General features: G+C 46.7%; 9 protein-coding genes. 4 read left to right on the top strand and 5 right to left on the bottom strand.

Annotation, left to right across the window (positions count from 1 at the left end; all coding sequences use genetic code 11):
* The first annotated feature begins 114 nt into the window (after positions 1–114).
* Positions 115–903, top strand: coding sequence for an MlaA family lipoprotein (locus tag LRP50_RS04670; RefSeq protein ID WP_274163335.1), 789 nt, complete (start codon positions 115–117; stop codon positions 901–903).
* Positions 904–1,183: 280 nt separating this feature from the next.
* On the opposite strand, the gene LRP50_RS04665 is transcribed toward LRP50_RS04670, so the two are convergent.
* From LRP50_RS04665 to LRP50_RS04650, 4 genes are all read right to left on the bottom strand, one after another.
* Positions 1,184–2,527: an outer membrane protein transport protein gene (locus LRP50_RS04665; protein WP_274163334.1), complete on the bottom strand. Its 1,344-nt coding sequence runs from the start codon at positions 2,525–2,527 to the stop codon at positions 1,184–1,186.
* A gap of 317 nt (positions 2,528–2,844) precedes the next feature.
* Positions 2,845–4,122 carry an outer membrane protein transport protein gene (locus LRP50_RS04660; protein ID WP_274163333.1) on the bottom strand — a complete coding sequence of 426 codons (1,278 nt, stop codon included), beginning with the start codon at positions 4,120–4,122 and terminating at the stop codon, positions 2,845–2,847.
* Positions 4,123–4,336: 214 nt separating this feature from the next.
* Positions 4,337–5,059, bottom strand: coding sequence for a DUF3379 family protein (locus LRP50_RS04655; RefSeq protein WP_274163332.1), 723 nt, complete (start codon positions 5,057–5,059; stop codon positions 4,337–4,339).
* Positions 5,046–5,621 carry a sigma-70 family RNA polymerase sigma factor gene (locus tag LRP50_RS04650; RefSeq protein ID WP_028024816.1) on the bottom strand — a complete coding sequence of 192 codons (576 nt, stop codon included), beginning with the start codon at positions 5,619–5,621 and terminating at the stop codon, positions 5,046–5,048. Before LRP50_RS04650 ends, LRP50_RS04655 begins: the two co-directional genes overlap by 14 nt.
* Positions 5,622–6,325: 704 nt before the next feature.
* Here LRP50_RS04650 and fadI point away from each other — a divergent pair.
* Positions 6,326–7,636: an acetyl-CoA C-acyltransferase FadI gene (gene fadI, locus LRP50_RS04645; protein ID WP_274163331.1), complete on the top strand. Its 1,311-nt coding sequence runs from the start codon at positions 6,326–6,328 to the stop codon at positions 7,634–7,636.
* On the top strand, positions 7,636–9,750 hold the full coding sequence (gene fadJ / locus LRP50_RS04640) for a fatty acid oxidation complex subunit alpha FadJ (RefSeq protein WP_274163330.1): 2,115 nt from the start codon (positions 7,636–7,638) through the stop codon (positions 9,748–9,750). The genes fadI and fadJ overlap by 1 nt, the downstream gene beginning before the upstream one ends.
* 96 nt (positions 9,751–9,846) lie before the next feature.
* Here the strand turns inward: fadJ and LRP50_RS04635 are convergent, their stop codons facing one another.
* Complete coding sequence (locus tag LRP50_RS04635) at positions 9,847–12,621, bottom strand: insulinase family protein (protein ID WP_274163329.1); 2,775 nt, start codon at positions 12,619–12,621, stop codon at positions 9,847–9,849.
* 141 nt (positions 12,622–12,762) lie between these two features.
* Between LRP50_RS04635 and sixA the strand changes: the two genes are divergently transcribed.
* Positions 12,763–13,254, top strand: coding sequence for a phosphohistidine phosphatase SixA (gene sixA / locus LRP50_RS04630; RefSeq protein ID WP_274163328.1), 492 nt, complete (start codon positions 12,763–12,765; stop codon positions 13,252–13,254).
* Positions 13,255–13,353 lie beyond the last annotated feature (99 nt).

The following is a 13,353-nucleotide window of genomic DNA, read 5'->3' as shown; positions in this document are numbered from 1 at the left end:
GATCAATGCAGGGTATTTACCCACACATGCATTTTGATTCGACTCAGGTATACTTGGGAAAACATGGATAAGGCTGGTGAATAACCAGCCTATTTTTTAGGAAAGATAAAAACGATGTGGAAACGTCTGATATTAGCGGTTGGCGTGATCATTGGATTGAGTGGCTGTGCTCAGTCGCCGGATGACGCTACTGTCGATGCGGAAACAAACGCTGAGTTTGATGTTTCGCACCCGAATGACCCCTTTGAGGGTTTCAATCGCGTTATGTGGTCATTGAACTACGATTACCTCGACCCATACGTGGCGCGTCCAGTGTCACTGGCTTACGTCAACTTTGTGCCAAGCTTTGCAAGAACCGGTCTCTCTAACTTTATCGGCAACCTTGAAGAGCCCGCGAGCATGGTAAACAGTCTTGTGATGCTAGAAGGTGATGCGGCATTAACGCATTTTAATCGTTTCTGGCTGAATACCGTGTTTGGTTTAGGCGGCCTAATTGATATAGCCTCTGCGGCGAACATTCAAAAACTAGACGACCGTCAGTTTGGCGACGCCATGGGCTATTACGATATTGGTCAAGGCCCTTACTTCATGGTGCCAGTTTATGGGCCGATAACGCTACGGGAAGGTGCTGGTGACTTGGTCGACGATATTTATCCGCCATTGTCCTTGCTGACATTGCCGCAGTCGATCATTAAGTGGGCACTCGATGGAATGGAAAGCCGAGCCGCTGTTGTGCCGCAAGAGCCTTTGCTGGAAAATTCTCCAGATCCTTATGCATTTGCCCGCGATGCATATTTACAGCATAAAGACTTCAAGGCACGAGGTGGTCAAGCCATTGAAGAACCTGAACCTGATGATGCGTATTTCGACGAAGATTTGTTAGACGAAATAGATAACTATTAGTACTAAACAGATAGCAACTAGTAGTAATACCAATCTGATTAAATATTCGGTCATTCTTGCTGGTTAAAATCGACAATAGCGGCGTCAGATATTTTGTAGGTAGAATAACTACTTACTGCAATATCTTCTTTGCTCTTGACGATTTTCCCAGCGCAAATTTATGACCACCTACTTAATCCAATTGGTATAAACAAATAGCAACAAAAATGGCCACTCAATGAGTGGCCATTTTTTTCAACGATAAAGGCGAGCGGTATCTAGTTCGCCAATTATCATTACCTTAGAAGCGGTATGTCGCCTGAACGCCAGCCAGCCATACACTGCCAGTTGTTTGGCCTTCAAATGTGCCGCCGAATAGCGCACCTGATGCATCAGACTCAATACCTGGGCGTGGTTCAACAACATCAGCGTCTTTTGCGAAGATGTAGGTGAAGCCTGCATCCAGCGTAAGATCTTTTGACCACGCATAGCCGGCACCTAGGCTTAGCCACAGACGGTCAGTTTCTGGAATCGTGATAGTACGGTTTGCGTCGTCGACAGCAGATGTGTCATAAGCCACACCCGAACGAAGTTGTGTTTTGTCGTTAAGCTCGTAAGTAGCACCGACTGCGAAGCGGTAGTTATCTTTCCAGTTTTCCTGTTTCACGGTTTGTGAAGGGTTAGGGAGAGACGGAATGTTTGCTTCCAGCTTTTCGAAGGTACTCCAATCTGTCCAGTTTACGCTCGCGTGCACTGCAACTTTATTAGTTAGCTGATGGTAACTCGCCAATTCAGCCGTTGCTGGAAGGGTTAGTGCCATGCTTCCAGCATATTGTTCATTACTCATCCAGTTCATTGGATTAGAGTATTTCTCTTTATTGAACGCAAAACCATTCGCATTACCTTCAAGGTTCAAATCAACCTCTGAGCGATAGTTAAAACCGACGCGGTTGTTTGGATTGATCTGCCATGCTGCACCAGCTTGCCAACCCCAAGAGGTATCGTCACCTTCCATGTATTTAAGTGTAGTGCCCGAAGGAACTAGACCGCCCATAAAGTCAGCCGAACTCTTTGCACCAATGCTGCCTTCACCCATTACAAAGCGCACGCCACCACCGATAGAGAATTGGTCGTTGATGCGGTACGCAACATTTGGGTTAATTTCCATGGTCATCACAGAAGCTTCGTTGCCAAACTGGGTGCCCTTGAAGCTGTCATCCAGTTTAGTGTGCATACCAAAATTAGAGCTTAGTGCTAGGCCAAGGAAAACTTGGTCATTCACTTGGTGTGACACATAGAAGTTTGGAATGAACGCTGAGTCTGCAAAGTCTTTTGATGACGTCGCTGTTTTGGTTGATTGCTGCGTAAGCGGATTTGTTTGAGTCGTGGTGCCATTGACATCTACATTTGGGTCTACATAGATAAGACCGGTAGACACTTGAGTGCCTTCCAAATACGTCAGCATTGCTGGGTTACGGAATTGCGCAGAGGCATTGTCCGCCATTGCTGCTTCGCCAGCGTAAGCGCGTCCTAGGCCTGTTGCAGAGTATTCTGCAAGCTGAAAGCCAGCAGCCATAACAGAGGTTGAAGAGAGAGAGCCAAGTGCCGCAGCAATCGCCAACGGTAGAATTTTGTTCTTGTTCATTATGTATTTCTTGTTTTTGGAGGTCGGTATAGGGTACTGACCAAAATTTCATATGCAATTTTGATGCGTTGAACAAGAAGTTTTTGGATGTAAATATCGTTATTTATTTGTTTGGTGGAGATATTATCTAACGATTTGTTGGTTTGGAACACATGTACGCTGAATTTGGGCGAACACGTGTATAGTGAAATGGTTGGTATAGCGTACTGGTGTGCGCTGAAAAATCGACAAAATCTGTAGGAGGTGCGAGTGAGAGATAAATATCAGCGAACAAAAAGGGGAGCAAAGCTCCCCTTTCACTTGTATATCTAATCAGCTTAGAAGCTGCGGCTGTACTGCAAGCCCATTAGGATTGCATTCGCTTGAGTTGTCGCAGTCACAGACGAAAGATTGAAGTTGCCAACTGGAGATGGAGTGCTTTCAGTGACAGATACTTCTTTACCCATCAAATAGGTGATACCAAAGTCAATGGTTGATTTTTGATCAATATGATAGGTAACGCCTGATGATAGCCACTGGCGATCTGAGTCTGGTACTGAAATAGAGGTTTTCTGATCTTGTGCGCTAGTGTCGTACATGTAGCCAGCACGCAGAGTCCAATCGTTATTTAGGTAGTAAGTACCGCCAATGGCATAGTGCCAACCATCTTGCCATTCATAAGGCTTGTTATACGAACCCGTCAAGACAGAATCTTGAAGGTTGTCAAACTTGATTTGGTCGAATGCGCCCCAGCCGATGTACTGTACGCTATAGTGGACTGCGAATTTGGTGTCTTCGATCTTGTGGAAGCCAGAAAACTCTGCAATATCAGGAAGTGGTAGCGTTATTTTCTGGCCTTTGTCATCTTTGGCTTCAAATTCAGGGCTGTAACGATATGACAAACCAAAACGGTTGTTTTCATTTAGCTCAAAAACTGTGCCGACGTTGAAGCCAATTGCTGTGCCAGTCGCGCCATCAACGTTTAGCAAGTCTTGACCTTTAATGCCCAATACCTGGTCGCCAGCAGTACGTTTCATGGTGCCTTCACCATAAATGATGTCTAAGCCAGCACCAAAGCTCCATTGGTCATTCAGGCGATAAGAACCCGCAACGCCAAAATTGAAGCTCTTAACATCTGTTAGGCCGCCGTACTCAGTTGCTGCATAGTCGCCTGAAAATTCAGTCTTTGTGCCAAAGTTCGAATACGCGTTGAAACCTACCGCGAATTTTTCGTTGATTGGCAGAATAAAGTGAACGTTAGGGGCGATAGATGTTCCACCAACGTCATCAGTATTTTCCACTGATGTTGGGTTTCTGAACTGCTCTGGGGTCAAGTTACACACTGTGCCACAGTATTCTGCGTCTTTGACTTCAATTTGTGTCGTGATGCTTTCAAAGCCGATAGAGAAGGCTTTCTCATCAAACAGAGCCATTGCAGCGGGGTTACGCGCCATGACAGATGCGTTATCCGCGATAACAGCATCGCCAGCAAACGCACGGCCAATGCCTGTTGCCGATTGCGCATTTAACTGGAAACCAGCTGCGAGAGCTGACGTAGAACTTGCCGCTACAGCAATTGCCACTGCTGAACGGATAAACAGACGCTTCTTATTCATGGTGAAATTAATCCAATGAAATTTATAGTAGTTTTATAGTTTTGTGCTTTTTATATAAGCTGCGCGGATTCTATTGCGAAGGTTGTTATTTGGAAATCTGACCAGTTACAGGACACTGTTCTTTAACCGTAGTATCTGCGTGCAGGTTGTTGTTCTTTATGGAAAACAAAAAGGGAGCTGAAGGCTCCCTTTTTAAATGTAATAGAGTGTGTGTTTAGGCTTTTTGGTTCAAATGAAGCTTTATTTGCTCAGCAATAGGGAGAATATCAGCGCCTTCTTTACCGACAACAATCACACTGCTGTTGTTGGTTGGCAGTGAAATGGCTTCCATGTTGCCATCGCTATAAGTTTCCATTTCTGGTGTTTGCTGAGGAACCACAAATACCGTGAAGTCATTGCCGTTTTCGTCTTTCAAAACCATATGGACAGCATGTTTGCTATCAAAACTACAGTGATTTAGGTACGACACCGTGCCAGGCAAACTACCACTAAAGCTTTCTCCCAATGGAGACAGTTTGGCATTCACCTGTCGAATGCTTGCCCCTTCATTGGCTTTTAGGGCAAACGGTGCCTCATTGTAATAATGTTGCAGCGCAATCTGACCTAAGTTCTGCTGTATTGGCGAAATCGGGAGCGTTTGCCAATTGAATTGACCTAGCATAACCCCAAACACAAACGCGATGGAGGCGGCGATGGCTAGATGGAACTTGGGCTTACGATTCTCTCGGATCACATCACTGCTTTGCTTAAACAGTACCTTATCGACTAAGTCGTCAGGCACATCAACGCGTAGCGCTTGATCAATCAACGCATCTAAATTCTCAAGTTCTGCTGCCAATTTTTGGTTGGCAGGTGAATCCGTTTTTGCCGCCGATACTTCAGGGTCTTGATCTTGAGGATCAGCAAGAAGGCGGCGGCGAAATTCAAGCTCGTCCATTCTGCGCTCCTCGTTGCGTATCGTTTTGACTGTCCATGAACTCTTTCAATTGGTTTCTCGCTCTGAACAAACGTGTCATTACTGTATTTTTATTGAGATCCATGATCTCAGCGATTTCTTCGCCACTAAACCCCGCCATGACCTGTAAAACAAGAGGCTCACGGTACTCGGGTGACAAGCGCATTATTTGCTTGTGAAGCCATTGTTGCTCCACAGATGCTTCTTCACTGGGCTGCGTATTGTCTGGCACTTGGTGGTCATCAATATCCACCAGTTCAAGCTGTTTACGCTCAAACCGACGGGCGTTTTCTCGGCGTAGTATGGTGATCAACCATGCTTTCGCAGCGTTATCATCTTGAAGGCTATCGAGCGATCGCCAAGCACGAAGACATGTCTCCTGAACAAGATCTTCTGCTACATGCTGGTCTTTCGTCAACCAATATGCGTAGCGATATAGATCTCGGTGCCAAGCTCTCACGAGCGCTTCGTATCGTCTTTGTTTTTCCATATCAATAGAGACCTTGGATGTTGACGATTTATTCCCAAAAATTTTCAAAACCATTTCACTTTCCCTGAAAGTCTCTGTTTTACGGGTAGATACACATGTTACCTCGTGACTTCGTCTTCTTAGATTTTGAAAAACTCAAGGTTCCTCATATCTCACTATTAAGCCAATAATCTCCACGGCGGTCGTATGGAGATCGTTGCGCATAATGGTCGAGCTTTTTTTCACCTAGTGTCCACACAAGAGTTGATGAAGAATCAAACATAAAATTGATCTGCTTCAAAAAGCGTCTGTTTCCAATGAGTATAGTAGGCACTGTCATCTGGGAGCACGTTGTAGGTTTCGTTGGTTTACCGAACCTTGGCTGCGTGTGACTGTGTTGAGCAAGATGACAAACTTCCTTTTTTGAAGGCTGACTTTACTTTCTCCTCAGGTCTTAGACCTGATTTGCAATTGGCTTTACGTTAATTGATTTTCATACGTGATTGCTTTCCACATACGTTGCCACACCTGATTAGGTGTGGTTTTTTTTTGCTTAATTTCTTGATTAAGCAAGGTGTTTATCGTATCCCTTTTTCTCAAATTGCACTTGTCGAGACCCCGACAAGAGAGAGTTTTCGCGGCTAAGGCATCATTTTTCTCGCAAAATTGTCGCCCCTGTCTATATTTGTCACGCGGATTTTATTAAACGCCCGTTTTAATCTGATAACAAATTGGTTACACTCTTCTGGTCTGACCTCTAATGCTAGCAAGGAGCGGCAATGAACTCTCCCCAGAACCTGACGACCCGTCAGGGAGAACGTATCGCTGTTGTGGCGGGTCTTCGTACCCCGTTTGCACGACAATCTACCGCATATGCTGATGTGCCCGCCGTCGATCTTGGCAAAATGGTTGTTAGTGAAATGCTAAATCGTACCGCGATTGATCCCAAGCTGATTGACCAGCTTGTGTTTGGTCAGGTGGTGCAAATGCCAGAAGCGCCAAACATTGCACGAGAAATCGTGCTAGGTACGGGCATGAACATTCATACCGATGCCTACAGTGTGAGCCGAGCCTGTGCGACTAGCTTCCAGTCAGTGGTTAATGTCACCGAAAGCATCATGTCTGGCACTGTCGATATTGGCATCGCGGGTGGTGCGGACTCTTCTTCTGTTCTTCCAATTGGCGTATCGAAAAAAATGGCTGCAACCTTGCTTGCTCTCAGCAAGGCGAAAACGCTGAGCAAACGCCTTAAATTATTAAGTAAGCTGTCTCTGAAAGACCTTGCGCCTGTGCCGCCTGCCGTTGCTGAGTACTCTACCGGGTTGAGTATGGGGCAGACAGCCGAGCAGATGGCGAAGAGCCACCAGATTAGCCGAGCAGATCAAGATGCGCTTGCTCACCGTTCACATAGTTTGGCGGCAAAAGCATGGGCTGATGGTTTGGTACGCGATGAAGTGATGACAGCCTTCCCTGAGCCTTATCGAGCGTGGATTGATAAAGATAACAACATCCGCGAAGACTCAAGCGTAGAGACTTACGCCAAGTTACGTCCAGCGTTTGATCGCAAGCATGGCTCTGTTACTGCCGCAAACAGTACACCACTTACCGACGGCGCTGCCGCTGTGATGTTAATGCGAGAAGGACGAGCGAAAGAATTGGGGCTCGTGCCATTAGGGTACATTCGCTCTTACGCTTTTGCGGCAATTCAAGTTGAACATGACATGCTGATGGGGCCATCGTATGCAACGCCAATGGCGTTAGATCGTGCAGGTATTACCCTCGCTGATTTGGCCTTGATTGACATGCACGAAGCGTTTGCAGCTCAGGCATTGGCGAACGTGAAAATGTTTGGCTCTAAATCTTTTGCTCAGCAAAAACTGGGACGTGATCAGGCCATCGGCGAGATTGATATGGACAAATTCAATGTACTTGGCGGCTCTTTGGCCTATGGGCATCCATTTGCTGCAACAGGCGCACGAATGATCACGCAAACATTGAATGAACTGCGTCGTCGCGGTGGTGGTTTAGCCTTGAATACCGCATGTGCTGCGGGTGGACTGGGTGCGGCAATGATCTTGGAGGCCGAATAATGAGTGAATCAATGACCCCAAATGCATTCTCACTGAGCCACGGTGACAACGGCGTTGCTTGGTTGAGTATTGATGTTCCTGGTGAAACCATGAACACACTACAAGCCACATTTGTTGACGAAATTAGTGCGATTTTGACTGAGCTTGAGGGCAATAGCAGTATCAAAGGCTTGGTGATGTATTCCGCCAAGCCCGATAACTTTGTGGCTGGTGCTGACGTTCGCATGCTGGATGCTTGTGAAACAGCAGAAGACGCACAAGCGATTGCAGAGCAAGGACAAAAACTTTTCTCACGTATCGAGAAACTGCCGTTTCATGTGGTTGCCGCAATTCATGGGCCTTGCTTGGGTGGCGGCCTTGAATTGGCGCTGGCATGTCACAGCCGAATAGCCACTGACGATGATAAAACTCGCCTAGGTTTGCCAGAAGTACAATTGGGTCTACTTCCGGGATCGGGCGGTACGCAACGTCTACCTCGTCTGGTTGGCGTGGCGGGTGCGCTCGATTTGATCCTTACGGGCAAACAACTTCGTGCGAAAAAAGCCAAGAAATTGGGCGTGGTTGATGATGTCGTGCCGCAATCGGTATTGCTTCGAGTGGCTGAAGAGTTGGCGTTGAAAAGTAAACTGAAGCGCAAGAACAGCTGGCAAAACTGGGCGATGGGCGGCAATGCATTAGGGCGCTCGGTTGTGTTTGATCAGGCTGCCAAAAAAACACGAGAAAAAACCCGCGGTAACTACCCCGCCACGGAGGCCATTCTTGAAGTGATCAAGCATGGTTTAGACAAAGGTGTCGAGAAGGGGTTGGCGCTTGAAGCCAAACGCTTTGGCGAGCTAGTGATGACCAATGAATCGGCATCACTGCGTAGTATTTTTTTCGCGACCACCGCCATGAAAAAAGAAACCGGAGCAGATGCAGAACCTGATCCGGTGACAGGCGTAGCTGTTTTAGGCGGAGGGCTAATGGGAGCGGGTATCGCAAACGTGTCAGCCACGAAAGCTAACTTGCCTGTTCGCATCAAAGACGTGAGCAATGATGGTTTGCTCAACGCGATGAATTACAGCTACAAGCTGCTTGATAAAAAGCGTAAACGTCGCATTATTTCCAAAGCAGATCTTCAATCTCAGATGGCTCGGATCAGCGGAACCACCGATTACAGCGGCATGGATCGCTGTAATGTTGTGGTTGAAGCCGTGTTTGAAGATTTAGATCTTAAGCACAAAATGATCGCTGAAGTAGAAGGGGCACTCAGTGACACGACGCTGTTTGCTACCAATACATCATCGTTGCCGATTCACCAAATCGCAGCAGGTTCAAAGCGTCCTGAAAATGTTGTTGGTCTGCATTACTTTAGCCCTGTTGACAAGATGCCGTTGGTGGAAGTAATTCCACATGCGGGTACATCAGAAAAAGCCGTCGCAACCGTGGTGAAGTTGGCGAAAAAGCAGGGAAAAACGCCGATTGTGGTCGCTGACAAAGCGGGCTTCTATGTAAATCGTATTCTTGCACCGTACATGAATGAAGCTGCGATGACGTTATTAGCGGGCGAATCTGTAGAACATATTGATACTGCGCTGCTTGATTTCGGTTTTCCTGTTGGCCCCGTGACCTTGCTCGATGAGGTCGGTATCGATATTGGCGCTAAGATCAGCCCTATCTTACTGAATGAGTTGGGTGAGAGATTCCGTGCGCCGGACGTGTTTGATGTGATGCTGAATGATGGTCGCAAAGGACGTAAAAGTGGCAAAGGTTTCTTCGTTTATGATGGCAAGAAAAAGCAAGTCGACAAGCGAGTTTATGGCTTGTTGGGTGTCGAGCTTAAAAGTCAGCTTTCGGCCCATGAGTTGTCAATGCGTTGTGTGTTGATGATGCTGAACGAAGCGGCTCGTTGCTTAGATGAAGGCGTGGTTAAATCGGCACGTGACGGCGATATTGGCGCGATATTTGGCATTGGTTTTCCGCCATTCCTTGGGGGCCCTTTTCATTACATGGACCACATTGGCATCAAACGTCTTGTTGAATTACTGGATGAGCATGAAGCCAAATATGGTGAGCGGTTTGCGCCGTGTGAGTTGTTAAAAGCAATGGCTTTGGAAGATAAACGTTTCTTTTAAATTCATTGAATCTGATGACATTGGAGATGACATTGGATAAGTGAGCCATGCCATCCAATAAGAATCCCCGCCTTGGTACAAGGTCGGGGATTTTTTTTACCCTTTCTCTAGTCGCCCTTGGCGGAACAGGTCTATCGAATCGATCTCTCGTGTGTTCTCGGGGTTGCATTGGTCTGGGTGAGCACCACCGCAACTGTGCATGATGAGCCGATCGGCTGTGCGAGGCTTTAGTTTTTCGACGACAAACTTCACCATATCTGCTCGTGCCATGCCTTTGATGGCTTCAGCCACATTCTGGCGCTGTTCAAATCTGTGGTCTTTGTTACCAATGCTGACCCAAAGTCGTTGTCCTCGGGCGCGTAAATTGGCATCGGGTTCTTCTATCTGAGCAATGAGTCCTTCTTTGCTTGCGTTCCATTGCGCTTCGTTGAGTTCTAGAAGCACCAAAAAGAATGCATTGAGAAAATCGTCAATTGCTTCAATGAGTTTAGTTGGGCCAGCAAGGGGGGACTGGACGTAGAAGACTAACCCAGGGTGACGATTGAGCGGCATATTGCCGGAGCCTACCATGTAACCCAATTGCTGTTTTGTGCGCAGTTCATTGAAAAAAATCGCAGACATCAAGTGATGAGCGAAGGTAAACAGTGCTGCGTCTTGTGCTGTTGTCCCTTCGCTTTGGTAGTAAACCAATACGGCAGAATCTTGATTGTTACAATCTAAATGGTAGGAAGCGTTTCCTGCATCCTTTAGCAAAACCAGTGGGCGTATCGACTCTTGATAGCGCTGATTATGAACTCTTAATGCGTCTTTAACCTTCTCTGCCAATTCGAATGTTTGATGTTTTTGCCAATTGCCATAAACAAACATTTCGACATGCAATTCTGACATCACGGCATGAACAAAGTCAGGAAGACAATTTACTGTCAACGGCTCTAGTGCCTCAATCAATGCTTCATACGGCGGATTGTTAGGCTGAAGGATACCGGTCATTGCGTTATACAAACGGCTGATAGGCTTGTTCTGTGTGGCGTTTTTCCAACTGCGTAAGAGTTGCGTTTTTATGATGTCAAAACGTTCGGGGTCGAAATCACGATTGGCAAATTTCTCCAATACCAAATCGAGTAAAATCGGGAGCTTTTCATTGAAGCCACTCAGCTTTAATGTCACACCACCTTGGTGGGCATAAAGGTTATAGCTGAGACCAGCAACTTCAGCAGGGTAGGCGGCTTCATTGATGGCCTCGAGAAGCATCTCTACACTGACGCGTGTTTTGACGATGTTATCGACAGACTCGACAGCATGAGGGCTATCAATGGCGATATACACCACGCCTTTGGGTACACGAAAATCGGTGTCTTGCAGATGCCACAGACAAAAGCCGGGTAACTCTTGGATTTTCTCCGGTAAGGTCGTGGTCGGTGATGCCAATTGTGCTGGGTCGAGTTCGTAACTAATAAATGGATTTGGGCCGGGTAGTGCCAATTCCTGAGAGATTTCTGTGACGTTCCATTTCTCTCGTTGCGACGTGGTAAAGGGCACGACCCGATAAGGTGTGTCGTACCACTTAGCTTGTTTGTCGTAGTCGCCGCCTTTGGCAATCAAGGTCAACCGCATGTGCGCTGGCGTTAAATAACTCAACATCTCACGAATCAATGTTTCGTCATACCCAGACATCACATAGTCGCCATAAAGCACATCTTCGGCTTCATAGTGCTGAATATTGAGCACCATATGGCTCACGGTATCGAGTGGGCGAGAAGGCTCTTGGTAGCGAAACGCTTTTTCTTGTACGGCACGTTTTTCTTTATATCGCCATTCATCAAGACCGTGTTCACGCACAAGGCGGATGGCTTGGAAAAGGTAGGCAACGATGTCATCAATCTGATCAAGGCCAGCTTCAGTCAGACTGACACTGATGGTGAATTCACGAAAATTAGAACCGCTAATCCCACCACCCGCCGATAGGTTATTAATAAGACCTTTCTTTTTGAGTAACGACATCACACTGCCTGTACCTTCGTAACCAAGTAAATTGGCAATGTAAGACAGAGGCTTAACGCGATAGTGCTGGTCGGTGGCTGGCATTGAAAAGGCGAGCGTCAGTTTACGAACATCTTTGAGTGGTTCGATGGTAATAAATTGCTGCTCTTGTGCGGTATCAACAAAGGGAACATCCGGAATCATCGGAGGTAACTTATGATCCGGGATCTGCTCGAATGCATCGTGTGCCAGCATCTCAAGAGAGTCTAGCGTGAACGGCCCTGTGATTGATGCGGCCATGAGGTTGGCACTGTAATGGCTGCGATAAAAGGCAATAAGCTCATCTCGAATCGAACTGCCTTTGCGGTCTGCAAGTGTTTCAGTACTGCCGACAGAAAACTTAGAGAACGGATGTTTGGGGTTAATAGTTTCTTTTTGAACTTGATAGATACGGCGAACATCATCTTGAAGTTTCAATCGATATTCTGAGTCGACTGCATTGCGCTCTTTATCCACGGCTTCGGCGTTAAATAACGGTGCAGAAAAAAACTGCCCAAATCTGTCTAGGGCTTCTTCAAAGTAATCGTGTTGAATATCAAAGAAATAAGTGGTGTTCTCTGTGCCTGTCCACGCATTGTTGCTGCCGCCATGACGGCTAGTGAAGGATTGGAATTCGCCCACTTTAGGGTATTGCTCTGTACCCAAAAACAACATGTGTTCGAGAAAGTGAGCTAACCCTTCTCGCTCGACAGGGTCACAGAAGTGACCCACGTTCACAGTGAGTGCGGCGGCACTGCGAGGTGCATGCGCATCTTCGATCAGTAAAACTCGTAGACCGTTATCGAGCGTAATCTGTCGATAGGCGCGGTGATCGTTCGGACTTATTTGCACAAAGCACCTTCACTGGTAGTGGCAAGGTCTTAATTATGACTACGTAAGTAAATTGAGGCAAACATCTGTGCGCTTTATCGTTCCAGAATCAACAATAGACTGGTAGCATTATCTGGAATTTAAGAAATCAGCAGTAATGATATGCAAATTTATATTATGCGTCACGGTGAGGCACTGACATTTGCCGCTAGCGATGAAGAAAGACCGCTGAATGATCGTGGCGAACAACAGTCAGTTGAAATGGCGCGTTGGCTATCGCAGCAATTGCCGGATGGAAATCTGGATTTGGTGCTCGTAAGCCCGTATTTACGCGCTCAACAAACATGGGCTGCGTGTCAAACCGTGATGCCAACGGCGAAGAAAGTACTGACTGATGAGGGGATTACCCCTTATGGTGACAGTGAGCACGTCGCGTCATACCTGCGTGCGTTGATTGCTGTTGAGAAGCCTTCCAGTGTTTTGTTGGTTTCTCACTTACCACTTGTTGGCTATCTCACTGCTGAGTTTGATGCGGATAATCAAGCGCCAATGTTCCCAACATCTTCTGTGTCTTGCATCGAGTTTGATCCTATCAGCGAGAAGAGTGAAGTGCTTTGGCTAAAAAGCCCCGCACAATTGATGGGTTACGCTTAAGTACGCTGTTGTCTCGAGTTGCTGGTTAATTCAATGACCAGTCAGTTGATTCCAATAAAAACGCCCCGTAGGGCGTTTTTTGTATGCGGTAGGCTACGC

This window comes from Enterovibrio gelatinilyticus, from assembly GCF_028683095.1.
GTDB classification, from domain to species: Bacteria; Pseudomonadota; Gammaproteobacteria; order Enterobacterales; family Vibrionaceae; genus Enterovibrio; species Enterovibrio gelatinilyticus.
Note: the sequence above shows the minus strand (reverse complement) of the source record. Positions and strands in the feature narration are given on the sequence as shown.

Coding starts and splice junctions, on each gene's coding strand:
- fadI (WP_274163331.1), top strand. CDS start 6,326: ATGAACTCTCCCCAGAACCTGACGACCCGTCAGGGAGAACGTATCGCT.
- LRP50_RS04670 (WP_274163335.1), top strand. CDS start 115: ATGTGGAAACGTCTGATATTAGCGGTTGGCGTGATCATTGGATTGAGT.
- LRP50_RS04655 (WP_274163332.1), bottom strand. CDS start 5,059: ATGGACGAGCTTGAATTTCGCCGCCGCCTTCTTGCTGATCCTCAAGAT.
- LRP50_RS04665 (WP_274163334.1), bottom strand. CDS start 2,527: ATGAACAAGAACAAAATTCTACCGTTGGCGATTGCTGCGGCACTTGGC.
- sixA (WP_274163328.1), top strand. CDS start 12,763: ATGCAAATTTATATTATGCGTCACGGTGAGGCACTGACATTTGCCGCT.
- LRP50_RS04650 (WP_028024816.1), bottom strand. CDS start 5,621: ATGGTTTTGAAAATTTTTGGGAATAAATCGTCAACATCCAAGGTCTCT.
- fadJ (WP_274163330.1), top strand. CDS start 7,636: ATGAGTGAATCAATGACCCCAAATGCATTCTCACTGAGCCACGGTGAC.
- LRP50_RS04660 (WP_274163333.1), bottom strand. CDS start 4,122: ATGAATAAGAAGCGTCTGTTTATCCGTTCAGCAGTGGCAATTGCTGTA.